Raw genomic sequence first — 24,529 nt, 5'->3', positions numbered from 1 at the left:
CGTTAAGCTTGGCAAAATCCTATGATGAAAGCACCATCCACACCCTGCAGGATCGACTGAATCAGATTGTATCGGAAGTCGAGCTGACTGGTGCCTCTATTGGTGTCATGGTCAAATCCCTTGATCGGGAAGGGGATCAAGCGGTACTGTTTGCGCACGACGCAGACAAGTTGTTTACCCCGGCTTCGAATACCAAAATCTTGACAGTCTTGGCCGCACTGCAAAGACTGGGTGGGGATTTCCGCTATCAAACGGAGATTTCCTATGCGGGAGAGCTGCATCATGATGGGGTGCTATCAGGCGACCTGGTGATCAAGGGCTTTGGTGACCCAACCCTTCATTCCGGCGCGCCATTTCAAGTTCATGACGGCGTGTCTATTGCGCAAATCGTGGCGGCCATTACGGAAAAAAACATCCGACAGCTTACGGGGAACATCATCGTGGATACGTCCTATTTTGATGAACAACGCCTCGGAGATGGATGGGCGTGGGACTATGAATCAGAATACTACAGTGCCCAGACCAGTCCTCTGTCGCTGAATCGCGGAACCGTTCTGGTAGAGGCTCGTCCGGGGGCACAAGTGGGGGATGCTGTCGAGCTTGCCCTTTTGCCAAATACCAGCTATGTAGAGATTCTATCAGAAGCTAGGACGGCTTCAGCAGAAGAGACAAACACGCTGGAAATCAAGCGGAAACGCGGAACGAACAGCATTATCGTAAAGGGCAATCTACCACTTGGGGAGGAAGTCTCTCATTCGGTGACTGTAGACGATCCGCCTTTCTACGTCGGAACGGTACTGAAAGAAGCATTAGCCGAAGCAGGAGTCCTTCTGGCACCTGATTGCAAGGTTGTGGGGGGTGTAGAGCCAAAAGACAGGAATCGAATTGCAGCGTTGGAATCTGCACCATTGAAGGAATTCGCCAAGCATTTGAACAAGACGAGTGATAATCATTACGCGGAAATGCTGCTGAAGACGATGGGCGCGATTGTAAAAGGAGAAGGCAGTGCGACTGCGGGTATCGAGGTCGTACGTGAGACGCTGGAGGAATTGGGTGTAAAAGGTCGCTTTGAATTGCGCGATGGTTCGGGATTAAGTCCGTACAATCTTGTATCCCCACGGCAAATCTTGACGGTGCTGGAGGCAATGACCACACAAGCGGAGTATGAAAGCCTGCTCCATTCTTTCCCTATTTCTGGGGTGGATGGAACACTGGAGTCTCGTTTGACTGATAGTCCTCTCTCTCAACAGGTAAAAGCCAAAACAGGTACGCTGACCTCTGTCAGCGGTTTATCCGGTTACGCCACGATGCCATCCGGCGAAAGGCTTGTTTTTTCGATTATGGGCAATCGCTATCCAGGCGAGACAGATTACCTGAAGGCGCAGGAGGATCGGATTTTGTTGGCGCTGGCAGATAGCTTTGCCACATAAGAAGCGGATAGAAGAATGATAGAATTGGAAGGGGCTCCGCTGTGGGGCTCTTTTTAATTGGAAAAATTTATTTTTTAATTTTTCAGAAAGTTCATATTGATTAATCCCATTATTGGGCATATAATCTAACTAGAGTTATAACTTCAAAAAACATAATTTTTTAAAGTGTAGACTTCAGTGATGTTCTGACTATGAAAAACAGGGGGAGAGAGCATTGAGAATCGTAATTGCGGAGGTCATGCACGAAACGAACACGTTTTCGAATGTCCCGACTACGAGGGACCTGTTTGAACTGTGGGAATGGACGAGAGGGGAAGAGATCGTGAACGCGCATAGAGGGGTTCGCGATTTTCTTGGAGGGATGGTCGATGCAGCGGAACAGCGCGGAATTGAGGTCGTAGGGGCGTTTGCTGCCAGTGCGTATCCGGCAGGAACTATCACTAAAGAAACCTATGACGCGCTTCTGGACGAATTGCTTTCGGGAATCGCTGCAGCTGGCAAGGTAGATGCGATCTGCCTGTCTCTGCACGGTGCAGGGGTCGCAGAAGGCATCGATGACCTGGAAGGAGCCCTGATCAAATCCGTTCGTCAGCAGGTAGGCTATGACATTCCGTTGATCGTGACACTTGACTTGCATGGAAATATCACAGAGGAGATGATCACAGAGGCTGACATCCTGCTGGGGGTTCATCTCTACCCGCATACAGATTGCTATGAACGCGGACTGGAAGCTGTAGAGCTGGCAGAAAAAATGGTGAACGGCTCACTCGTTCCACGCATGTATCGGGCTAAACTCCCATTGATCGTTCCGACCTCTACCACGAATCTCTCCCCAGCAAAAGATATCAACGAAGTCTGCTACAAATGGGAAAAAGAACCAGGGGTGGTGGACTGTGCGTTTTTCCACGGTTTTCCCTACACGGATATTCCAGAATTAGGCGTTACGGTCGTAGCCGTGACCAACAACGATGCTGAATTGGCAAAGCGAGCGGCAGAAGATGTAGCCAATGCGATCTGGGAAAAAAGAGAGGAGTTTTCACTGAACATTCTTTCTCCAGAAGAAGGATTGGCCTTGGCGAAAGCAGCGAACGCGTTCCCTGTCGTCATCAATGAAACCTCCGACAATCCGGGCGGAGGGACGCCTGGAGATGGAACCTACCTGCTTCGTGCCATGCTGGCAGCAGATCTGAAAGACGCATGCTTTGGCTTTATCTACGATCCAGAAGTGGCTGCGTTTGCTCATGAAAAAGGAGTAGGGGCTACCATCGAGGTCGAGCTTGGTGGCAAAACGGATAAGCTGCACGGTGAACCGATCAAGCTCAAGGCGTATGTAAAAGCACTGACAGACGGCTCGTTCATCACCTCCTCGCCAATGGGCAAAGGCTCCCCCGTCCATCTGGGCAAGTCGGTACGCTTGCAGGCCAATGGTGTCGATATCCTCGTCTGCTCGGTGAAAACACAGGTGCTCGATGAACAAATTTTCCTTCTACACGGCATCGATGTCACACAGTACAAAATTGTTTCGCTGAAGTCCAGCCAGCATTTCCGTGCTAGCTTTGAACCGATAAGCGCCCAGATCATTACGGTAGACTCACCAGGACTGACTACGCTGAATTTCCAATCCTTTGACTACAAACGCTTGAACAGGCCCGTCTATCCGCTGGATGCTGTCACGCGCTAATCCAACCTGATAGAAAGAAACGATTTTAATAGAAAGGCCATATTTATTGGAATAGGTGATTCGATGGAGAGCTTGCAGGAGAAAATTCGCAAATCATACGAACAATTGACGAACCAGCAAAAATTAGTAGCAAAATACCTACTCGATGAGCCGAATCAAGTTGCTCTTCATCCAGCAAAAGCAATCGGGTCCATGACCGGAACCAGTGAGACTACCGTGATCCGCCTCTGTTATTCTCTTGGCTACTCAGGATATAGCGAACTGCAAAACGAAATCCGCCAGTCGCTGTTGTTTCCGGTGATTCGTGAGAACATTGTGCAAACTTTCCACGACTCTGCTTATGAGTACAAGGATAGCGAGGATGTCATCTCATTTACGATGGAACAGGACCTGGCTTTTATCCAAAAAACCTTGAATGGGTTGGACCGCCGCGTGTTTGATCAGGCAGTTGAGGCTATCATCAAAGCGAAGAAAATCGTCGTGCTGGGAGGGCGGACCAGTTATGCACCGGCCTACTGGCTAGCCTATGCCTTAAATATTGTCAGGGGAGATACGCATCTCTACAGAGGGCAAGTGGACGATGCCAATTATCTGATATCGGAAGCCAATGAAGACTGGCTGATCATCGTTCTGTACTTTCCCCGTTATTTGCAGGAGACGCTGTTCTTTTCCAAGGCAGCCAAAGAAAAAGGAGCGAAGATAGTAGGCATTACGGATCATGATTTGTCACCGCTTGGTCCTGTTGCAGATGTACTGCTCAAAGTCTCTACGCCTTCTCCGGCTACTTTGAAAGGAATGTCTGCTATTTTTACGCTGTTGAACGTGCTCGTCAGCGGTGTGTCCCAGGCAGATCGGGAGCAGGTACAAAAACGAATCAAGCGCTATGACCAGACCAGCGAGCAGTTCTACCCATTCTTTCAACAAAAAGAATAAAAAGTGAACAGGTCAAAGGGGGCGTATGACATGATGAGATCGAGAAGGCGCAACAGAAGTTTGGCAACGATTGGACTCAGTATTTCCTTGTTGCTTGCCGCATGTTCAACCAACACGAGTGTCACCCAGCAGCCGACAGGCACGGATTCACCAGCTGCTCCACAGCAGCAGGCACAAGCAAAAGAGGGAGGCACACTCGTCATTGCAGCCCCTGTGGAGCCGGATACATTGGACCCGCAAAAAACAACGTGGCTGGATACAACCAACAGCCAACCGTATGATTCGTTTTTAAGCCGGGATATGCAAGGGAAATTGGTTCCGCATTTGGCGGAGTCCTGGGAGGTATCGGAAGACGGCAAAGTATGGACATTGAAGCTGCGCAAGGATGTTGTCTTCCATTCCGGTGCGCCGATGACAGCGGAAGCGGCCAAGGTATCGATTGAGCGCTTCGCCCAGATCTCGCCCGTCAAAGACCTGGCAGGACCCATTGAGAAGGTCGAAGCGACGGATCAACATACGGTCAAGGTCTACTTTAAAGAGCCGTTTGCTCCTTTTGCCAACATGCTTCTCGGTACCTTTATAACACCTCTGGATCCCGAGCGTCTGAAAGAAAAAGGTGAGCAGTTCGGAGAAGCACCGCTGGCGACGGGGCCTTTCATGAATCCGGAGATCAAGCGTGGCGCGTCTCTGACGTATGTAAAAAACCCGGATTATAAATGGGGCCAGGTCTATGCGGATAATCAGGGAGCACCTTATGTTGACAAACTGGTATTCCGTTTCCTGAAAGATGACGATACCCGTATTCTCGAATTCAAGAAAGGGACCATCCACATTTTGCAGGAGGTGCCGAGCACCTACATCCAGGAATTGCAAAACGTGCCTGGTGTCAAAATCGAGACTAGCATGGAACAGGGCATGAAGTATTTGGGCTTCAACAACCAGAAGGATATTTTCAAGGATGTACGAGTGAAGCAAGCGATCGCAATGGCAGTAGATCGAGAGCCGATCGTACAATACGCGTTGTCTGGCTTTGCCAAGCCGATCTACGGTCCGCTGCCCCCAACCATTCCGGGCCACAGCGAGAGAATCGAAAACATGGCGAAGGAAAAGTATGCCTACAACGTCGAAAAAGCGAAGCAGCTGCTCGCGGAGGCTGGCTATACCGACAGTAACGGAGACGGCATTGCAGAGAAAGACGGCAAGCCTTTCTCGCTGGAACTGCTCTTGTCAGAAGATCCCGCCTTGCAGCGTGTAGCGCAAATCCTGCAAAACCAGCTGAAAGAAATCGGCCTGGATATCAAGATCGCCGTGACAGATACAGCTACCGTAAAGGATCGGGCCATTAAAGGGAATCATGAATTATTCCTTCTGTACTTCGGCTTGAACGATCCGGACATTCTTTATTTGCTGATGGAGACAAACAATTCCAAGCGTGTCCATTACTCCAATCCGAAGGTAGATGAACTTTTGGCTAAAGGACGCACGACCTTGAAAGAGGAAGAGCGAATGAAAGTCTACGAGGAAGCAATGGAAATCCTGGTAAACGATCCGCCATGGGTTCCTCTGTACGTGAGTGAAACCGTAACAGCCACGCGTGATATTGAAGGCTACAAGCTGAATCCATTCACGGGTGATATCCTGTTCGGTGACATCAAGCTCACCAAATAAGCATACCGGCTTATAAACATGACGAGAAAAAGGGAGATGAGGTCCTTTTGCATCGATATCTTTTTCGAAGATTGCTGTCACTCTTGGGAACGCTTTTGGGCGTCACCATCCTCATCTTTCTGTTGGTGCATTTGATTCCTGGGGACCCCGTGCAGTATTTGCTCGGGGATTACCCTACGGAAGAAGCCATCGCTGCTATGAATGCCCAGCTGGGGCTGGATAAACCGTGGATTGTCCGCTATTTCAGCTTTGTCGCCAAGCTATTGCAGGGGGATCTGGGGACGTCCTACATCACAGGCTACACGGTGTGGCAGGAGATCGAGGATCGCTTTCCGATCACCATGCAGTTGGCTTTGTACAGCATCATTCTGGCGACTGTGATCGGTGTTGTGGTTGGGATGGTCGCTGCGGTGAAGCAGAATACGTGGGTGGATCGGTTGGTAGTATTTTTCTCTCTTCTGGGGATTTCGGCACCAGGCTTTTGGATCGCCCTGTTTTTGATCTGGATCTTTGCCTACCAGCTCTCCATTTTTCCAATCTCCGGATACGACGGCTTTTTTTCGCTCATTCTGCCTTCGATCACGCTTGCGTTGGGGGGAGCGGGGATGATCGCCCGGATGACGCGCTCCAGTATGCTCGATGTGATTAAGCAGGAATATATGCGCACAGCGCAAGCCAAAGGAGCGCCCCGGACATCGGTCATCATCATGCATGGCTTGCAAAACGCCATTATTCCCGTGATTACGCTGATCGGGCTCGAATTCGGCTCCTTGCTTGCAGGGGCTATCGTGACGGAGACGGTCTTCTCCTTGCAGGGCCTGGGAAGTCTCGCGATTGAAGCAATAGGCAAGCGGGACCTGCCGACCATTCAAGGAATTGTATTTTTCGCTGCCGTGCTGTTTGCGCTGACGAATTTGCTGGTTGATTTGCTGTATACCCTTTTTGATCCGCGGATTAAATACGAGTAGGAAGGAGCGTGAAACCATGAGTGGAAACTTGAGTCAGGTTGAAGTAGCCCATGAGACGCCTCCTCCGATCCGAGCGGTTGAGAAACAGGCAGCACCTCCACCTTCATCCTATTGGCTTCAGGTGGGAAAGCGGTTGGCACGCAATAAGACGGCGATGCTCGGGGCTGTAATCCTATTCCTGTTTACGATTGGGTGTGCCAGTGCGCCTTTGATCGCTCCTTATCCGATCGATCAGATGAACTTCAAGGATCGGCTGATGGGACCAGGTGCTACGCATTTGCTGGGGACGGATGATTTTGGCCGAGATATCTTCTCCAGGCTGCTGTATGGAGGCCGAATCTCCCTTTTGACAGGGCTGATCACAGTCACGGTCGCCTCCTTGATCGGGGTGACACTCGGGATCATTGCGGGCTATTACCGCAAAGTGGAGCTCTATATCATGCAGGTGATGGACATTATGCTGGCCCTTCCGGCCTTGCTGCTGGCGATTGCCATCATTGCGGTGCTCGGTCCAGGGCTGACGAATGCCATGATCGCTATCGTCATCGCGGTCATTCCTTCCTATGTCAGGGTGGTACGCGCTTCGGTCCTCTCCATTCGTGAAAAAGAGTACATCGAAGCTGTAAAGGCATTGGGAATACGCGATATCGTCATTTTGACCAAGCATATCCTGCCGAATATTCTATCGCCGATCATCGTCTTGATGACCCTGCAATTCGGGACCAGTATATTGGCCGCAGCAGCCCTCAGCTTTCTCGGATTGGGTGCGCAGCCGCCGATACCGGAGTGGGGTGCGATGGTGTACGTCGGAAAGGCATTTTTGGGGCAGGCGTGGTGGATGTCCATATTCCCTGGCTTGGCGATCATGCTGGTCGTGCTGGGTTTCAATTTGTTGGGTGACGGGCTGCGCGATGCTCTTGATCCAAAATAACGGAACGGGTAAAGGAGAGGAATGACGATATGAGCTTGCAGGAAAAGCTGGAACATGTGTTGTCAGAAAGTTCAGCAACCTTCGGGGTGGTTGTCAAGCACTTGGGGACAGGAGAAGAGGCAAGGGTTCGTCCGGAGCAATACTTTCAAATGGCAAGTACCTTTAAGGTGCCGATTCTGGCGACACTTTTTCGTGATATTGACGAGGGAACATGTAGCTTGGAACAGCGTTTTCGCTTGACGGAGGATGATTTGGTTCCTGGCTCTGGCGTACTGAAGGAGTTTCTTCCTGGAGCGGACGTAGCGCTGAGGGATCTGGCCACGCTGATGATTATCGTCAGTGACAATCTGGCCACAGACAAGATTCTGGAGCTGATCGGAGCCGAACGTGTCGACGCTTACATGAAAGAGCTGGGCCTGCAAAATATCTCGATCAAGCAGAGCTGCTGGGAGCTGCTCAGCGTGGGAGCCGGAATGGGCAGTGAGAAAAAAGGGGCTGAAGGCTTTCATAAGGTGACCGAAGTCTTTAAGACATCCGGCTTCGATTCGGACAGCGTCATTTTTCAACCAACACCGGAAAACAACGTCACCACACCTGCTGACATGAACCAGCTGCTCGAATGGATTGGCACAGGACAGCTTTCCTCACAAGCGGCAAGTGACGGCATTCTCGACATCATGAAAAGGCAGCAGCTGCGCAATCGCATCCCGTACCTACTACCGGATCAGACTGTAGTAGCCAGCAAGTCTGGTACGGTCGGCCATGTGGTGAATGATGTCGGTATCGTCTACCTTCCCGAGGAAAAAGGAGCATTTACCATCACGGCTTTATCTTTTGGTCATGCATCCACCAAAGAAGGGGAGCGCATGATTGCCCGGCTGGCCCAAACCGCCTATGAGCATTTCGTGAACGAGTAATGGGATTGCAAGGATAGGGGGCTGCACGATGAAGGAAAAAAAGACAGTGTTGGATATTGATCGGCTCTCTGTGAATCTGAAAACGGAACGAGGTACGTTTACGGCGGTCAATCAAGTCAGCTTTCAGATTGAGGCGGGAGAAACCGTAGCGCTGGTCGGTGAATCAGGCTGTGGCAAAAGCTTGACCTCTCTGTCGATCATGGGACTCATCGCGAAAAAACTAGGAAAGATTGACGGGACAATTCGTTTCAAGGACAAGGTCCTGAACCAACTTCATGAGCGTGAGATGCGAGCCATACGCGGTTGTGATATCTCCATGATTTTCCAGGAGCCCATGACCTCGCTGAATCCAGTCCATTCAATCGGAAGGCAGATCGATGAGGTATTTCGGCTGCACACGGATGCTACCAAGGAGGAAAGGCGCAATCACACGATCGACATGCTCAGGAAAGTGGGGATTCCTCGTGCGGAGAAGATCGTCAAGGACTTTCCCCACCAGCTTTCGGGCGGGATGAAGCAGCGCGTCATGATCGCGATGGCGATGGCCTGTCAGCCTGATCTGCTGATTGCGGATGAGCCGACCACGGCTTTGGATGTGACGATTCAGGCGCAAATTCTCGACCTGATGAATGACCTGAAGCAAAAGGTGAACACGGCCATTCTGCTGATCACGCATGATCTAGGGGTCGTGGCGGAGATGGCAGATCGTGTCATGGTGATGTACTACGGTGAAATCGTCGAAGAGGCGGATGTACAAACGCTCTTTGCTTCTCCCAAGCATCCTTATACGGTGGGACTGCTTCAGTCGATTCCGAGCTTGGAGAGGGAGAACAGGAGATTGACCCCAATCGAAGGCAATGTGCCGATCCTGGGAGAAGTGCACGAAGGCTGTCCGTTTCTCTCTCGCTGCCCGCAAGCTATCGAAAGGTGCGCGCAGGAAAAGCCGCCCGTGGTTCGTACTGGCAAACATGCCGTGCGGTGCTGGATGTATGCGGACGAGGAGGTGGCCATATGAGTGAATATCTGCTGGTCGTAGAAGATCTCAAAACCTACTTTCCGCTGAAGAAAGGTTTGTTCGGACAAAAAACAGGCGATATCAAAGCCGTGGATGGCGTCTCCTTTCAATTGAGGCAGGGGGAGACCTTGGGAATTGTCGGGGAGAGCGGATGCGGCAAATCGACGACGGGACGCAGTATTTTGCAGCTGGTTCGCCCAAGTTCCGGCTCAGTCCGATTCGGCGGAGAAGAGCTGATTTCCATGCCGCATGCAAAACTTCGGAGCATGCGCAATCAGATGCAGATCATTTTTCAGGACCCGTATGCTTCGCTCAACCCGCGACTGACCATTGCGACGATATTGGCGGAAGCTCTTTCTGTTGGAGCCAGACAAGAGGAAACCAATGAGATGAGAGAACGAGTACTGGCGCTCCTGCAGCTGGTTGGATTGAATCCCAATCACGCGGATCGCTATCCGCACGAATTTAGCGGAGGACAAAGGCAGCGCATCGGAATTGCTCGCGCTATTGCCGTGAAGCCAAAGCTCATCGTAGCTGATGAGCCAGTATCCGCGCTGGATGTCTCTATTCAAGCACAAATCTTAAATCTGATGCAGGATTTGCAGGATGATTTGGGGTTGACGTACCTGTTTATCTCGCATGATCTGGGTGTGATCAAGCATATTAGCGATCGCATTGCCGTCATGTATTTGGGAAGAATCGTCGAGATCGCAGACAAGAAGCGGCTCTTTCAGCAGCCGTTGCACCCTTACACGCAAGCCTTGATGTCCGCAGTTCCGATCCCTAATCCCAATCAGAAAAAAGACAGGATCGTACTGGGCGGAGACGTGCCAAGTCCGGCTAATCCGCCGGTAGGCTGTGCCTTCCACCCCAGATGCAGTCAGGCTATGGAGATTTGCAAACGAGTACGGCCCCAGGAGCTTGCAATCGAACGAAATCATGCCGTTGCTTGCCATCTCTACGGGTCACCTGAAAGGAGCGATCATTGATGAAGATCGAGAAAATCGAGGTAAGACGACTGCATCTGCCGCTTAAAAATCCGTTCGAGGCCAGCTTTGGCGTACTGGCAAAGCGTGATTTCCTGCTGATCAGCGCGCATGGCGAAGGGGAGACAGGATATGGGGAAAGCGTAGCGATGCCTTTTCCCTTCTACAATGAAGAGACAACGGATACGATCCACTACATGCTGGAAACCTTCATGATTCCGATGGTGCTGACGAATAAGATTGAGGCTCCGGAGGATGTGAGCCGTCTGTTTGAGCCTATTCGCCGCAATAATATGGCAAAATCGGCGATTGAAGGAGCCGTCTGGGATTTGTACGCCAAGCAGAAGGGCATTTCGCTTGCTCAAGCGCTTGGCGGAAAGCGCAAGGAAATCGATGTAGGTGTCAGTGTAGGGATCGAGCCATCCGTCGAGGACGTGGTGAAAAAGGTGGAGGGGTTTGTAGCAGAAGGCTATAAGAAGATCAAGGTGAAAATCAAGCCCGGCTTTGATATCGCCCTGATCGATGCCCTGCGCAAGCGCTTTGGGGATTCATTGCCGCTGATGGCGGATGCCAATTCGGCATACACCCTTGATCAGATGGACGTGCTGAAGAAGCTGGACCAGTACAACCTGATCATGATCGAGCAGCCGCTTGCTCACGACGATATTGTCGATCACGCTGTATTACAAAAACAGTTGAAAACGCCAATTTGCCTGGATGAGAGCATCCATTCAGCAGAGGATGCCAGACGAGCGATTGAGCTGGGTAGCTGCAAAATCATCAACATCAAGATCGGACGTGTCGGGGGACTCACCGAGTCCAAGAAAATCCATGATCTATGTGAAGCCCATCAGGTACCTGTTTGGTGTGGCGGAATGATGGAGAGTGGAGTAGGCCGAGCGCACAATATCGCGATAACTTCTCTGTCCAACTTTACGATTCCCGGCGACACGTCTGCGTCCAGCCGTTATTGGGCAGAGGATATTGTCGTTCCCGAGGTGAACTTTCTCAAGCCCGGCATCCTCGGTGTTCCAGAAGGTCCAGGAATAGGCTATGACATCAATTGGCGCGTAGTCCATGCACTGCAGGTCGAGGAAAAAAGCTACACCATGGCAGACGTGACATCATGATTTTGAGGTGAAAGACAGATGAAGCCGGAATTGGAATACGCGATCGTCACATCCGCGACTCGGATGAACGAAATCGAGGACCTTCAACGACAAATATGGGGCGAAAGCAGCGTGATTCCTGTCGCCCAGCTGTTGGCTGCGTCTCACAACGGAGGAGTCGTCATCGCTGCCTATCACGGGGATGTGCCAGTTGGATATTGCTATGGTTTTTCTGGCTTCAAGCAAGGGAAGTCACATCTTTGCTCACACATGTTGGGAATCCTGCCTGCGTACAGAGATTGGGGCATCGGCAGAAGACTCAAGCTTCTGCAGCGGGAATGGGCTCTGGACTATGGGTACGAGACGATCACCTGGACGTATGATCCTCTGGAGGCTCGCAACGCCTATCTCAACCTGAGCAAGCTGGGGGGCAAGGTGCGACATTACATGGAGTCTTACTACGGGGAAATGCGCGACTGCATCAACAAAGGATTGCCGTCAGACCGCTTTTTGCTGGAGTGGGAGCTGGATTCCAAGCGAGTCGTTATGGGAATCGAAGGAAGGCAGCGCGAAGAAAGCGCCTGGAGTAGCTATCCCAGACTGATCGATTGGGAATACGACGAACAAAAACAACCTCGCCCGCTCATTCGGGAAGGGCTGGGCGAGCATACCGGCATCTTGCTATCCGTCCCGGCGACGATTCATTCCATCAAGCAGGAACATCTCGAGGTCGCACTGGAATGGCGCCTTGCTTTGCGCAATATGTGCAAGTCGGCTTTTACGCTAGGCTATACGGTTATCGGTGTGCTGAAAACAGAAGAACCGGTGCATGCGTACGTGCTTGAAAAAATCGTCGAGGGGGAAATGTGACATGACACAATTGGAAGCATTTGCCGGGAAGCTGATGGAAGACGCGAAGCTGCCTGGAGCGTTTATCGGGATCGCAAAGGATGGGGAAATGCAGTACGCTGGAGGGCTTGGGCTTCGCGATCTGGAGCAGCAGGCAGAAGTGACGGAGGATACGGTGTTTGGCATTGGTTCAATTACCAAATCCTTTACCTGCGTAGGGATTATGCAGCTGCAAGAAGCAGGAAAGCTGTCCGTTCACGATGCAGTGGTCACCTATTTGCCAGAATTTCGGACGAAAGATGAAGAGCGGACGAAGCGAATCACGATCGCCCATCTGATGTCGCATACATCTGGCTTGCCGTCGCTGCCGACGCTTTACTATGCGATGAGACGCAGCATGGAGATCGACCCTGCGGTGAAGGAAAATCCGAACAACAGTGTGGACCTCACGGCGCATGAACCGATTGATACGTACGAACAACTGATGGCTTTTATCGCCAGTCTGGACGTAGAGCTGCTCGGAGAACCAGGAACCGAATTCAGCTACAGCAATGATGGCTATGCCCTGCTCGGTGCCATCATCGAGCGCGTCAGCGGACAAACGTATGAAAGCTATATACAGGAGCATATTCTGGAGCCAGCGGGGATGAAGCACACTGTCTTTTTGATCGAAGATTTGGGTGAATATGACAACATTACGACCCTGTACACCAGTAAAAAGGGAGAAGAAGGCAAGGAAGTGTTCGCAGCTCCCCTCTGGTGGGATGCGTCGTCGATGCGTGCAGCCGGCTTCATAAAATCTACGGGACGCGATATGCTCGCCTATGCCGAAATCTTCCGTACGGGCGGTTTGGTGGGAGATCACCGAATTTTGTCTGAGGACAGCGTCCGCCAGATGATTGGCAATTATGCGGGTTTGGAGCCAACACGTCACTACGGTTACGGCTTTATGGTCACACCGGATTTCCGCGGCGGGACTTTGATCGAGCATGGAGGCGCGATAAAAGGGGTGGCGGCACAGCTTTGTATCGTACCCGAGCAGGGGATCACCTGCGTGATTCTCACCAACCTGGATGGTTCGCCATCTACAGAGCTTTTGGCAGCGACCTTGAATACCGCTCAGGGTCTGCCTGTAGAAGAACCGGTCGTGCTCTATCCTGATTACGCAGTTTCAGCAGATACCTTGAATGAATTTGTCGGAGAGTACAAGTCCGGTGAGGGAGAAAAAGTCCAGGTCTCCTTGAATGAAGCGGGCTTGGAAATGCAATTGCAAGGCATGACGTTCCCGTTGCGGCCTGTGAAGGAAGACTGCTTTGTCTTTAAAATGGGGACCGGACTGGAGAAGTATATGCGCTTTATTCGCACGGAGACTGGCGATGTCAGTCGGGTTTCCTTCCATTTTCGTCAGCTCATCAAGCAAAGCGATCAGGACCAGCTTGCTTGACGAACGAAATTCAAGGTGATTTTTTTTCACAAAAAGGAGGCACGAGATGAAGACCAAGGCGTGGGAGCAAACCTTTGAGACGTTTGCCCAGGAGCTGCTCGATGAGCTGCAGGTGCCGGGTGCCGTCGTCGCTGTCGCCAAAGACGGAGAACTGATCTATGAAAAGGGATTTGGCTACCGTGACCGCGAAGCGCAATTGCCGCCTGATCTGGAAACCGTATTTGGCATTGGCTCGATTACAAAATCGTTCACTTGCGTCGCGATCATGCAGTTGCAAGAGGAAGGAAAGCTGTCCGTCCATGATCCAGTAGTGACCTACCTGCCGGAATTTCGTACGCCGGATGAAGAACATACGCGAAAGGTCACGATTCACCATTTCATGACCCATACACCGGGACTTCCGCCGCTGTCGTCGCTCATCCCGGCCATGCTGCGCAGTATGCAAGACGATCCGGCTGCAGAAGAGCTTTTGAAGCATCCGGAGTTTGCGGAAAAAGAGCCGATCGACACCTTTGAGCAATTGATGGCTTACATCGGGGATCAACCCATCGAATTGCTGGGGCCACCTGGGACCGAATTCAGCTATTCGAACGACGCCTTTGGACTGTTGGGTGCGATCATCGAGCGAGTAAGCGGCAAATCCTTCGAGGATTATGTGAAGGATCATATTCTGCAGCCGCTCGGCATGGATCGCTCGGTCTTTTTCGTAGAGGAGCTGGATGATGACAATCACTCCGTCCTGTACTCGACGAGAGAGAAAGACGGCGCAAAGGAAGTGTACCGGGCTCCGATCTGGTGGGACTCACCCTCCATGCGGGCGGCTGGTTTTCTCAAGGCATCCGCGCGTGACATGCTCCGATACGCAGAGCTATACCGGACAGGAGGGATAGCTGGCGGCTCCAGCCTCCTTACGCCAGATAGCGTGACGCAAATGGTTTCGCCCCATGCCAAAGTGGATGCCCTGCGCAGCTATGGATACGGTCTAGGCATGCTCTCTTTTGCGGAAGGAGTGACGCTCATCCAGCACACGGGGGGGTTGAAGGGCATTACAGCGCACATGCTGATTTTGCCTGAGGCAGGTCTGACAGGCATCCTATTGACCAACGTGGATGATGCCCCGATTACGGAGCTGACTCTGGGCCTGTTGAACAGCCTCTTCGATCGCCCGTTAAAGACGCCATTTGCGACCTTTGCCGATTACGAGGTTCCACTTGCCAGGATGAAATCTTACGCTGGAGCGTTCAAATCGGGGGAAGGCGATGAAGTGACGATCCAGCTGGATGAGGAAGCAGGTCAGCTGCACATCCAGATGGGAAAAGAAACGTTGCCGCTACGTTCGATTGGGGAGGATGCATTCCTCTTTACTCGTCGAGAGATCGATACGCTCGTCCGTTTTGTACGAAATCAAGACGGTGAGATCAAGCGCTTTGCCCTGGGTTCGCGCCAACTGCCCAAAGTGGAATCATGATCAGAAGTGAGAGGACGGATGGTTCATGAAAGTATTTATTTCATTGGATATGGAGGGCATCTCGGGCATTAGTGAGTGGGAGGATGTCATTCCGGGTCGACGCCATTATGAGGCAGGTCGGCGTCTTTTGACACAGGATGTAAACGCGGCGATCGAGGGGGCTTTGGAAGCAGGGGCTACGCAGATCATCGTGAATGAATCGCATGGTCCGATGAACAATCTGCTCCTGGAAGAGTTGCATCCTGCGGCTGACGTGATCCGTGGCTTTTTCAAGCCGCTCTGCATGATGCAAGGCATCGATGACACATGTGACGCAGCATTTTTCATCGGCTATCACGGAAGGGCAGGCTTGGGTGAGGCTGTGCTCAACCACACATTGTCCGGTGTTGCCATCCATCGCCTGGTCCTGAACGGAAAAGAAGTGGGGGAAGCAGGGTTGAATGCCGCGATCGCAGGAGTGTTCAACGTGCCAGTCGTCTTGGTTACGGGCGATACGCAGACGGCGCAGGAGGTAGAGGCTGATATCCCGGGCGTCTATACTGTCGCAGTCAAATCGGGTATTACCGGACTATCCTCTCTCGCTATACATCCGCAGCGGGCGCGAGAGCTGATACGCCAGACAGCCGAAGAGGCGCTGCTCAACAGAAGCAAGGTCAAGCCGATTGAACTGCCAAAGGTCAATACGATTGAAATCGAATTTACGAAGTCGCAGTTTGCCACAGCGGTTAGCTGGATGCCGGGAGTAGAGCTGATTGATGGACGTACGGTGCGCTACCAGTGCGATGATATGGCCAGCATCATGCCCGTCGTGCAGGCGATGCTGTTGCTTACGGGTCAGGTCAATCGCATGATTACGGGTACGTAACGAGAGGAGTGTACACAAAAGGTGCTGTCCCAAGGTTTTTTGAGGGCAGCACCTTTTTTGTACTATCGGAAAGTTTAAGTGCGCTAAAGCGCTAAAAAGATTAGCGGAAGATAGTATAAGTGCAACTAAGGCTCCGCCAAAAGCTTGGCGTAGCCAAGTTTTCTAACCAAATTCTCACGGTTTCGCATGCAGGATCGGGGTGAGCTGGTCTGTATGTAATGCACAGTGAACGAGTGTCTTTACAGCGATTTTCATGACATCCTCGTCGATGTCGAACCTCTCATGATGATGACCAGCTGCGAGAGTTGTGCCAAAAATCAGGTAGGAAGCCAGACCGCCTTGCTGCTGGACGCGTTCCATCATGAACGTAGCATCTTCAGAACCAAGAGCGGATTGGAGATCGATGATTCGCTTGACACCTGGCACCTGCTTGGCCTGATTTCGAATATAGGGGATCAGCGCTTCACTCGGTTCGGCACTTTGGGCGCCACCTTGTACGAGGACCGTTTCATCCACGCCGTACATGACTGCGGTGCCTCTGATGACGTTCATGGCCTGCTCAACCATGTAGGCATTGATCGTTGAAGTCTCCCCTCGCGTTTCCAGTTTGAGGGTAGCTGAGTCGGGGATGATGTTTCTGCCGCTGCCTGCAGTCAAGACACCGACATTGATGCGGGATGCGCCATCGCTGTGCCGGGAAATTCCGTGAAGATGCAGGGCCGCGGCCGCAGCAGCCAGCAGAGCATTCTTCCCTTCTTCCGGTCTGGCACCAGCGTGGGAGGCGACCCCACGGTAGGTGACGTCGAGCTTGGTTGTTGATAGGAAGCCATTTGCACCACAAACGACTTCTCCCAAGGAGGGGCCTGTTCCGATGTGGCAGGCAAAAAAGAGGTCGACATCGTCAACAACTCCTGCTTCGACCATCGATTTGGCGCCACGTACGCCCTCTTCGGCGGGTTGGAAGATTAGCATCACTCTGCCGTTCAAATGCTCGCGCAGCTGCATGAGGATGCGGGCCAAGCCGAGTCCGATCGTGGTGTGGGCATCGTGCCCACAGGCGTGCATCATGCCGGCATTAATCGATCGAAAGCCGGTTGCTTCCGGCAGGTGCTGCTCATTGCTTGATTCTTCGAGGTCCAATGCGTCCATGTCAAAGCGAAAAGCGACAGTAGGACCGGGCCTGCCTGTTTCAAGAATCCCTGTGACTCCTGTAAAGCCACCTTGGAAACGTGCGACCCACTTGGGATCTGCACCTTGCTCCAACGCCCGCTTTTCCTGCTCCTGCAAGAAAGCTAGTGGAGGAACGCCCATACGCGCATGCTCGTGGATCACTTTTTTTCCGGCTTTGACCTCATATCCCCAGTCGGATAGGAGGCCAGCGACTTTGGCTGCAGTCCGATATTCAACCCAACCGGACTCAGCGTATTTGTGAAAATCTCTTCGCCATTCTACCAAGGTAGGGTAGAGGAGGTCGACGTCATCCAGCCATTGCGTTTTCATGTTTGCTTCAACTCCGATCCAGGTTCATCTCAACGGATATCCATTGCGATGTATTTAGGAAAAAGTCCTTAAATGATGAAGTACTAATTCGCGGTGTGCGACGGAAATCCTCTTGTTGATTTTGAAGAGAGTAATCAGCAATTGACATAGCTAGAAAATTTGACATATTATTCTCAATAATGGGTAAATATCTGGTTATTTAGGAATGTTTCCTTAATGGGAGGGATCGCGATGGAGGATGTCTTTGCGTTTATTGAAAACAATAGAGAAATGTACCTCACCTGGCTGCAGGAAATCTGTCGGCTGCCAAGCGTGGCAGCACAAAATCGGGGGATGAAGGAAACAGCCGAAATGGTGGAGAAGATTCTGAAGGAATTGGGTGCCGAGACATTGCAGGTGTCCACTTCGGGCTATCCTGTCGTGTATGGATTATTTAATCCGGATAAATCCAAAATCCTTTCCTTTTATAATCACTATGACGTTCAACCAGAAGATCCTATTGAGCTGTGGGACTCCCCGCCATTTGCGGCGGAGATCCGAGACGGTCGCGTCTATGCGCGAGGGGTAGCGGACAACAAAGGAAATCTGATGGCGCGATTGGCTGCTGTACACGCCTATCAGCAGGTTCGCGGTGAATTGCCCCTTCAGGTCAAGTTCATCGTCGAGGGAGAAGAGGAGATCGGAAGTACCAGTCTGGAAGAATTCGTTCACCAGCATAAAGAGCTGCTCCGCGCGGACGGCTGCATCTGGGAGTTTGGGTACAAGAATGCTGATGGACGTCCGCAGGTGAGTTTGGGCGTAAAAGGAATGTGCTATGTGGAATTGACTTGTCGGGGCGCCAACACAGATCTTCATTCCGCGAATGCCGCCATTATCGAAAATGCTGCATGGCGACTGAACTGGGCTTTGTCCACCTTGAAAACCCCCGATGAAAGGATTCAGATTGAAGGATTTTATGACCGGGTAGCCACTCTCTCGCCGGAGGATTATGAAGCGCTGGACCAGATGATCTACAGCGAGGAGAGCATGCTCAAGAACCTTGGCTTGGAATCCTTCCTGCTTGATTTGTCCGGACTTCCCTTAAAGGAAAAGCTGGTCTTTCAACCTACGTGTACGATCTGTGGAATCGAATCCGGCTATACGGGAGAAGGAACGAAGACGGTGCTTCCATCTGTCGCGCGTGCCAAAATTGATTTTCGCCTCGTTCCGAATCAGGACCCGCATGAAATTTTGCGCTTGCTACGGGAGCATCTGGACAAGCATGGCTTCTCCGATATCGAGATAGAAGCTTACTCGCTCGATTATCCGGCTCGTACCGAGATCGTCAATCCCCTGACAGCAAGTGTACGGGATACGTGCATCGAGGTATACGGAATGGAGCCTACTCTTATGCCCATGTCGCCGGGCACAGGACCCATGTACGTGCTATGCCAAAGCATCGGTGTTCCTGCTGTCTCCGTTGGGGTGGGTAATTTTCAGTCTAATAATCACGCACCGAACGAGAATATATTTGTCGAGGATTACATCCAAGGAATCAAGCATATCGCAGCCATCATGGAGGATTTCGCCAAACGGGATCTCGATTGACGATTGGAGTTGCGTTGCATTGATGGTCTGCCATTTTCGTTTGGTGGAGCACGGAATACCCCCGCTGTCTCATGTGCAGCGGGGGTATTTGATGTGGATAGAGAGCAGGAGGATCAATGGAACAGCTTGTAAACCTTTCTCGGTCGACCTCGACCGTTTGGTTGCTCGATCCGAACGTGGCTGGCAAGACCGGAATGTTCCATTTCCTGCAAAATCCGGCGTGCATTTCGCTCTGTCATTTTCAGAAAGCGGGCTAATTCCTGAGGTGTCACTTCTCTGACACCGTATTGCTTGGTGAATGCTTCCATGCGTGCAAGGAGCATCGGGCTGAGAGAGGATTCCTTGATCATGCTCTCCCAATGGTCATTGCCGTGTTTCTTCGGCTCTAAGGGGCCATGCAGGCTGCCGTCTTCACTCACTTCAAAAATGCCGGATACAGGAGATTGCTTGGCGTGTTCGAGGGCGGCTTGTCCATTTTTTCTGGCGAGATGGACATTCAGTCCATAGCCGATTCCTATTTTGGCTTCGACAGATAGCATTACTTTGATATTTTGCAAAAACTCATAAAGGCTCAGCTTTTGATTCAAGTTGGCAAGCTCGCCACACGTCGTATACAGGAGAAAAAGGTTTGGTGTACTGGGGTATAGAGCGCCGTTTGCCTTTTCAGCCAGATCGAGCAAATCGTAGTAGAGCTGCAAGCGCAACTTCTCCGATTCGTTGGAAAAGCCCTGTTCACTCTCCACAGGGTAGGTGACCTCGATGGCCATGATGACGACGGAGGAGAGCTGATATCTTTCGGATTTGAGTCGCTGCTCAATTATTTGCAAGGTTTGGCGCAAGACGGAGATGGGAGGGCTTACGCGATAGACGGGAAGTCCTTGTGCCCGCAGTTCTTCATAGACACTGTGGATACAGGTGACGATGATGTCTGCCTTTCCTGCGTCCCAGATCGTGCGATGATGCGCAAGAATCTGACTGGCATCGAGATAGCCGACGTATCCGTAGGTTGTGATCGGAATATCTGTAAGATGCAGTTCGTTCATGGTTTCATCGATTTCATTTTGCAAAAATGTATCAAAGCTGATTCCGGCAATCGGAGTGCGTTCTCGAAAGACACGAAATAATACATTAGTCAGGCCGCGTCCGTTCAAAGGCGGATAGGCCGCATTCTTAGCTGTCACCCATTCTTGTTCGACGCAATAAGAGTAGGGGACAGGGCCGGAAAACAACCAAAAATCGATGCGGTGCCGATTGTTCAAAATAAGTTCTCTGCACTCTTCTATGCGCGAGTAGGGAAGCGGGACGGGCTCGAATACATTTTGTTGCTCGCAAACTCCTGCTATGTATGCAACTGAATCTATGGGACCGATGATCGCAAGTCTATCCAAAGAGAAGGCCTCCTAATGGGAAACTGTTGCCTGTAATCGTATCTCGTTTAACATAAAAGGAAAAGCCTCCTTTTCCGCGATTGCTTGAAAGGGAGGCTTGTTTGTGTAGCTGATGCTTGTCAGCTTGCCTGACATGTTACATCCAGGAATCCGGCAGCAGCTCGCCGGTCGCTACGAGCTTGGCATTTCCCTCCATAAAGATGTCGCGGGAAACACCGCCTGCCAATTCATAGGAAATCGTAAGCAAACCTCCTCGTGTTTGCAGGTACACGGGCAAATCGGGATCGACCACTTCCATGATTCCAGCGATAATGGCTGCGGCTGTCGATCCTGAGCCGCATGCGTACGTTTCCGCCTCTACACCGCGCTCATACGTGCGAATCTGAAGGGTTTGTCGGCCGATTACTTCGATGAAATTCACGTTGGTTCCTTGAGGGAAAAGCTGCTCGTTATAGCGAACCTGTTTTCCCCACTGTATAATCTGCTGATCGTCGATCTTGGCTAGCTCCTCGACAAACCAGACTGTATGTGGAACCCCGACAAACCCGTAGTGGTAGTTCGCCGCTGGACCGCCGGGCGGATAGGGCTGGTGAAGCTTTAATTCGTCTAATAAGACGTCTGGAAACTTTACTTTCACCGTCTGCTTGTTGTCAAAAATTTCAGCTTGATACACCCCGGCCAGCGTCTCAAACGTCATCGTGTCCTTGACCGCTCCGGCAAGGTAAGCAAAGCGGGACAGGCATCTCGCACCGTTGCCGCACATTTCTCCTTCGCTGCCGTCTGCATTGAAATAGCGCATCTTGAAGTCCGCGAGATCTGAGCTTTCGAGCATCATAAATCCGTCAGCGCCCAATGAGGTGCCCCGTGAACAGATGTTTTTGACAAAGGTGGAAAGCTCGAAGCCATCCATGATTTGCTCGCGGTTGTCGATGACGATGAAGTCATTGCCACAGCCATTCATTTTTGAAAAAGGAATCGTTTTTGCCGTCATGTCCGTGCACTCCTTCTACATTAAGCAGTTTCGCTGTGACTGCCCATCACTTTCTTTTTCATCCATTCCTTGCCGTCGACGATTCTCGCTACCAGCATACTTGCGACTGTGTCTCCCGTAGCGTTTACCATCGTGGCAGGAGGGTCGACGAGCGTGCCCAGCATCGCAATGATCGGCAAAGCTTCTGGAGGAAAGCCGTACATGGTGACAATCAGCATTTCCCCGATAAATCCACCACCTGGAACGCCAGACATCACCACACCGCTCAGCACAGCGATCATGATCGCGGTTAAATAGGTATCCATTCCATGAAAAGGCATGTTGAAAAGGCCGAAGATGAATGAAATTTTCAAGATTGCACTCAGACAGGACCCGTCCATATGAGCAGTCGCGCCCAGCGGGATGACGATCTCGCGAATGTCTTTGGGTACACCGATTTTCTCTGTTGCAGACAAGTTGACTGGGATAGTGGCCACGCTGCTGCCAGTCGCAAAGGAAGTGACAGCTGGGGAGATGGCATTTTTCCAAAAGATGCGAGGCCCTTGTTTTCCCACTGCCAAATACGCGTAAATCGTGAATGCAAGGAAGAAATAGAGAAAGGAAATCGGATAGTAGATGGCCATCGCTCTGGCGTAGGATCCAAGCAGGTCTGGACCGAACACCCCAACCAGGTTGGCAAAGTAAGCTCCCAAACCGATAGGCGCGTAATACATCAGGATTTTGATCATCTTGATCATAACGTCTGACAAGGCGGTTAGTCCATCTGCAACCTTTCGCCCCTTCTCTCCGGCCAGACTAACCGATAACCCAAATAAAATGGAGAAGACAATAAGTGCGAGCATATTTTTTCGGGATAGAAGATCACTGAAATTCGAGACGGTAAATGCCTGAACAAACTGGTCTGCTGTATTCAGCTGATTGATTTCCTCTGGTGCCTTTAATTCCAGATTGATTCCTTCGGCTGGAGGAAAGATGGAGACACCGACGAGCATCATTGTGGCGGAAATGATCCCGGTGATGATGAAGACAGCAAGCATGATCCCCAGGATTTTTCCCAAGCGCTTCAAGTCGACGATATTGGCGACTGCGCTGCTGATATTCACGAAGACGAGGGGGACGACAACCGTAAACATCATATTGATGAAGATGTCCCCGAATGGTTTCAATACCTCGGCATCTTTCCCCATAATCGTGCCGGCGATAGCCCCGATCGCAATGCAGATCAGGAGCATGATGGGATAACGGTACGACTGCCAGACGCTGTTTTTAGATGCATGAACCATGAAAGATCAGTCTCCCTTTCGAGTGAAAGATTTAATTTTAAATCTTCTGAAAATATAACATATTCAGCAGAAAAATTCCAAATGATGTTACGATATGAAGGACGAAGTCTACGAAGTATTCAAAGGCCAAGCGCGATACCTTGAATCATGCGAGTAGGAGGAGATACAGATGAAAGCTATTCTTGTTACGGGGTACGGTGGACCCGAAAACATGATCTATACAGACGTCGAGATGCCGGAAATGATGCCGAAGCAGATTTTGATCCGAACCGTCGCGACCAGTGTGAATTTTGCTGATATCAAATCCCGGTATGGGAAAAAAGGGGGAAAGCTTCCTTTTATTCCGGGATTGGATGTCGCCGGAGTGATCGAGCGTGTGGGTACGGAAGTGGAACATTTTCAAATAGGGCAAAGAGTCATCGCTTTCCCAAGCCAGGGTTCCTATGCGGAGTATGTCGTAGCGGATGAAGCGCTGACTTTTGCCATCCCGGACAGCTTGGATTTCAGGGCGGCAGCAGCGAGTCCGATCGTCTCTTTTACCGCGTACAAGCTGCTTGCCGAGGTAGCAAGAATAGAATCGGGAGAAACCGTACTGATCCATGCAGCAGCAGGGGGAATCGGAACGACCGCGATCCAGCTGGCAAAGCTTTTGGGAGCAGGAAAAGTGATTGGAACCGTGGGTAGTGAGAGCAAGTCGGGGATCGTACTTGAGGCTGGCGCGGATCACGTGATTTGTCATGAACAGGAGGATTTTGCCGAGAAGGTCAATGAATGGACACAAGGGGAGGGAGCCAATATCATTTTGGATTCGATCTCCGGGCGCGTTTCTGAAAAAAGCATGACGTGCCTGGCTCCATACGGACGGCTCGTCCATTTCGGAAATGCCAGTGGAGAGATCGGAAGCTTCCAGACGGTGGATTTGCATGCGAGCTGCCGTTCTGTTCTCGGATTCAGCTTTGGCACCACTCGGCAAAAACGTCCGGAACAACTGCGCCGTACTGCCGAACAAGTTATCCCTTTCCTTTCTCAGGGGCGATTGCAAATCAAAATCGGGGGTACTTTCTCGCTGAGTGAGGCTGCCAGAGCACATGAATGGGTGGAAAGTCGTAAAAGTACGGGGAAAGTCTTGCTGGTTGTAGATGAAGCGTTGAGCGAATAGGGTCTAAAATGAAGCAGCTACGGGAGAGAGAGCAGTGAACAACACTAGCAGGCCGCGGACATTTACATCTTTGTCTGGTCAGGCTTTGACACCATGACCTACGTCGTAGGTGGAAGCTGGCTTTTGGCAGGGGTGATCCTGGGAGCTATCAAGTCAAAGGGCTACAAGGAAGTGCCGCCGGTTATGCGAGACATGTAAAGAGCCATTGGCGAATAGCCAAAATCCTAACCCTCGAAGATGGATTCGAGGGTTTTTTCGTGTCCCGTTTTACATGAAAAAAAGACGAATGTGTAATTCCGACTTGACAGATGAGAATTTGAGGATTATTTTATTGTATAACAATTCCAAGCAAACCAA

The 24,529-nt window shown here is 51.2% G+C and carries 20 protein-coding genes; 16 read left to right on the top strand and 4 right to left on the bottom strand.

Translation table 11 applies throughout. The annotated features are described in order from the left end of the window. Positions 1-8: 8 nt before the first annotated feature. The 14 genes from dacB to EDM52_RS04430 all read left to right on the top strand — a co-directional run bounded on the left by dacB (position 9) and on the right by EDM52_RS04430 (position 16,264). Positions 9-1,430 (top strand): D-alanyl-D-alanine carboxypeptidase/D-alanyl-D-alanine endopeptidase, encoded by a 1,422-nt coding sequence (gene dacB, locus EDM52_RS04495; protein WP_183184828.1) that lies wholly within the window; start codon positions 9-11, stop codon positions 1,428-1,430. Positions 1,431-1,644: 214 nt separating this feature from the next. Beyond that, complete coding sequence (locus EDM52_RS04490; protein ID WP_122907839.1) at positions 1,645-3,111, top strand: M81 family metallopeptidase; 1,467 nt, start codon at positions 1,645-1,647, stop codon at positions 3,109-3,111. A gap of 63 nt (positions 3,112-3,174) precedes the next feature. After that, the gene (locus tag EDM52_RS04485; protein ID WP_122907838.1) at positions 3,175-4,044 is read left to right on the top strand and encodes a MurR/RpiR family transcriptional regulator; all 870 of its coding nucleotides are present in this window, start codon (positions 3,175-3,177) and stop codon (positions 4,042-4,044) included. A 30-nt stretch (positions 4,045-4,074) separates the two neighbouring features. After that, complete coding sequence (locus tag EDM52_RS04480; protein WP_122907837.1) at positions 4,075-5,712, top strand: ABC transporter substrate-binding protein; 1,638 nt, start codon at positions 4,075-4,077, stop codon at positions 5,710-5,712. A 47-nt stretch (positions 5,713-5,759) separates the two neighbouring features. Further along, a complete protein-coding gene (locus tag EDM52_RS04475) occupies positions 5,760-6,680 on the top strand; it encodes an ABC transporter permease (RefSeq protein WP_122907836.1) in 921 nt (306 codons plus the stop codon). Positions 6,681-6,696: 16 nt separating this feature from the next. Continuing rightward, on the top strand, positions 6,697-7,611 hold the full coding sequence (locus tag EDM52_RS04470; protein ID WP_122907835.1) for an ABC transporter permease: 915 nt from the start codon (positions 6,697-6,699) through the stop codon (positions 7,609-7,611). Positions 7,612-7,640: 29 nt separating this feature from the next. Beyond that, positions 7,641-8,528 (top strand): serine hydrolase, encoded by an 888-nt coding sequence (locus EDM52_RS04465; RefSeq protein ID WP_122907834.1) that lies wholly within the window; start codon positions 7,641-7,643, stop codon positions 8,526-8,528. Positions 8,529-8,556: 28 nt separating this feature from the next. After that, complete coding sequence (locus EDM52_RS04460; RefSeq protein WP_122907833.1) at positions 8,557-9,543, top strand: ABC transporter ATP-binding protein; 987 nt, start codon at positions 8,557-8,559, stop codon at positions 9,541-9,543. After that, positions 9,540-10,532 carry an ABC transporter ATP-binding protein gene (locus EDM52_RS04455; protein WP_122907832.1) on the top strand — a complete coding sequence of 331 codons (993 nt, stop codon included), beginning with the start codon at positions 9,540-9,542 and terminating at the stop codon, positions 10,530-10,532. The genes EDM52_RS04460 and EDM52_RS04455 overlap by 4 nt, the downstream gene beginning before the upstream one ends. After that, entirely contained in the window at positions 10,532-11,659 is a 1,128-nt protein-coding gene (gene menC, locus EDM52_RS04450; protein ID WP_122907831.1) for an o-succinylbenzoate synthase, read from the top strand. The genes EDM52_RS04455 and menC overlap by 1 nt, the downstream gene beginning before the upstream one ends. Before the next feature lie 18 nt (positions 11,660-11,677). Next, the gene (locus tag EDM52_RS04445; protein WP_122907830.1) at positions 11,678-12,508 is read left to right on the top strand and encodes a GNAT family N-acetyltransferase; all 831 of its coding nucleotides are present in this window, start codon (positions 11,678-11,680) and stop codon (positions 12,506-12,508) included. 1 nt (position 12,509) lies between these two features. After that, positions 12,510-13,931 (top strand): serine hydrolase domain-containing protein, encoded by a 1,422-nt coding sequence (locus EDM52_RS04440; protein WP_122907829.1) that lies wholly within the window; start codon positions 12,510-12,512, stop codon positions 13,929-13,931. Between the two features lie 46 nt (positions 13,932-13,977). Then, entirely contained in the window at positions 13,978-15,399 is a 1,422-nt protein-coding gene (locus EDM52_RS04435) for a serine hydrolase domain-containing protein (protein ID WP_122907828.1), read from the top strand. A 25-nt stretch (positions 15,400-15,424) separates the two neighbouring features. Then, positions 15,425-16,264 (top strand): M55 family metallopeptidase, encoded by an 840-nt coding sequence (locus EDM52_RS04430; RefSeq protein ID WP_122907827.1) that lies wholly within the window; start codon positions 15,425-15,427, stop codon positions 16,262-16,264. A 174-nt stretch (positions 16,265-16,438) separates the two neighbouring features. Here EDM52_RS04430 and EDM52_RS04425 read toward each other — a convergent pair whose 3' ends face one another. Further along, positions 16,439-17,764, bottom strand: coding sequence for an amidohydrolase (locus EDM52_RS04425; protein ID WP_122907826.1), 1,326 nt, complete (start codon positions 17,762-17,764; stop codon positions 16,439-16,441). A gap of 231 nt (positions 17,765-17,995) precedes the next feature. On the opposite strand from EDM52_RS04425, the gene EDM52_RS04420 reads away from it, so the two are divergent. Next, positions 17,996-19,351, top strand: coding sequence for a M20/M25/M40 family metallo-hydrolase (locus tag EDM52_RS04420; RefSeq protein WP_122907825.1), 1,356 nt, complete (start codon positions 17,996-17,998; stop codon positions 19,349-19,351). 113 nt (positions 19,352-19,464) lie between these two features. On the opposite strand, the gene EDM52_RS04415 is transcribed toward EDM52_RS04420, so the two are convergent. From EDM52_RS04415 to EDM52_RS04405, 3 genes are all read right to left on the bottom strand, one after another. After that, positions 19,465-20,739: a helix-turn-helix domain-containing protein gene (locus EDM52_RS04415; protein ID WP_122907824.1), complete on the bottom strand. Its 1,275-nt coding sequence runs from the start codon at positions 20,737-20,739 to the stop codon at positions 19,465-19,467. Between the two features lie 136 nt (positions 20,740-20,875). Next, the gene (gene dapF / locus EDM52_RS04410; protein ID WP_122907823.1) at positions 20,876-21,730 is read right to left on the bottom strand and encodes a diaminopimelate epimerase; all 855 of its coding nucleotides are present in this window, start codon (positions 21,728-21,730) and stop codon (positions 20,876-20,878) included. Between the two features lie 20 nt (positions 21,731-21,750). Next, positions 21,751-23,013 (bottom strand): dicarboxylate/amino acid:cation symporter, encoded by a 1,263-nt coding sequence (locus EDM52_RS04405; protein WP_122907822.1) that lies wholly within the window; start codon positions 23,011-23,013, stop codon positions 21,751-21,753. A 169-nt stretch (positions 23,014-23,182) separates the two neighbouring features. Here EDM52_RS04405 and EDM52_RS04400 point away from each other — a divergent pair, with 169 nt between their 5' ends. Then, positions 23,183-24,172 carry a quinone oxidoreductase family protein gene (locus tag EDM52_RS04400; RefSeq protein ID WP_122907821.1) on the top strand — a complete coding sequence of 330 codons (990 nt, stop codon included), beginning with the start codon at positions 23,183-23,185 and terminating at the stop codon, positions 24,170-24,172. The last annotated feature ends 357 nt before the right edge of the window (positions 24,173-24,529 follow it).

Origin of the sequence: Brevibacillus invocatus (assembly GCF_003710915.1) — a bacterium.
Taxonomy (GTDB): Bacteria; Bacillota; Bacilli; order Brevibacillales; family Brevibacillaceae; genus Brevibacillus; species Brevibacillus invocatus.
Note: the sequence above shows the minus strand (reverse complement) of the source record. Positions and strands in the feature narration are given on the sequence as shown.

Bases quoted from the DNA above. Each gene is read 5' to 3' on its own strand.
- EDM52_RS04485 (WP_122907838.1), top strand. From the start codon at position 3,175: ATGGAGAGCTTGCAGGAGAAAATTCGCAAATCATACGAACAATTGACG.
- EDM52_RS04420 (WP_122907825.1), top strand. From the start codon at position 17,996: ATGGAGGATGTCTTTGCGTTTATTGAAAACAATAGAGAAATGTACCTC.
- menC (WP_122907831.1), top strand. From the start codon at position 10,532: ATGAAGATCGAGAAAATCGAGGTAAGACGACTGCATCTGCCGCTTAAA.
- EDM52_RS04440 (WP_122907829.1), top strand. From the start codon at position 12,510: ATGACACAATTGGAAGCATTTGCCGGGAAGCTGATGGAAGACGCGAAG.
- EDM52_RS04460 (WP_122907833.1), top strand. From the start codon at position 8,557: ATGAAGGAAAAAAAGACAGTGTTGGATATTGATCGGCTCTCTGTGAAT.
- EDM52_RS04480 (WP_122907837.1), top strand. From the start codon at position 4,075: ATGATGAGATCGAGAAGGCGCAACAGAAGTTTGGCAACGATTGGACTC.
- EDM52_RS04400 (WP_122907821.1), top strand. From the start codon at position 23,183: ATGAAAGCTATTCTTGTTACGGGGTACGGTGGACCCGAAAACATGATC.
- EDM52_RS04435 (WP_122907828.1), top strand. From the start codon at position 13,978: ATGAAGACCAAGGCGTGGGAGCAAACCTTTGAGACGTTTGCCCAGGAG.
- dapF (WP_122907823.1), bottom strand. From the start codon at position 21,730: ATGACGGCAAAAACGATTCCTTTTTCAAAAATGAATGGCTGTGGCAAT.
- EDM52_RS04405 (WP_122907822.1), bottom strand. From the start codon at position 23,013: ATGGTTCATGCATCTAAAAACAGCGTCTGGCAGTCGTACCGTTATCCC.
- EDM52_RS04430 (WP_122907827.1), top strand. From the start codon at position 15,425: ATGAAAGTATTTATTTCATTGGATATGGAGGGCATCTCGGGCATTAGT.
- EDM52_RS04425 (WP_122907826.1), bottom strand. From the start codon at position 17,764: ATGAAAACGCAATGGCTGGATGACGTCGACCTCCTCTACCCTACCTTG.
- EDM52_RS04455 (WP_122907832.1), top strand. From the start codon at position 9,540: ATGAGTGAATATCTGCTGGTCGTAGAAGATCTCAAAACCTACTTTCCG.
- EDM52_RS04445 (WP_122907830.1), top strand. From the start codon at position 11,678: ATGAAGCCGGAATTGGAATACGCGATCGTCACATCCGCGACTCGGATG.
- EDM52_RS04465 (WP_122907834.1), top strand. From the start codon at position 7,641: ATGAGCTTGCAGGAAAAGCTGGAACATGTGTTGTCAGAAAGTTCAGCA.
- EDM52_RS04470 (WP_122907835.1), top strand. From the start codon at position 6,697: ATGAGTGGAAACTTGAGTCAGGTTGAAGTAGCCCATGAGACGCCTCCT.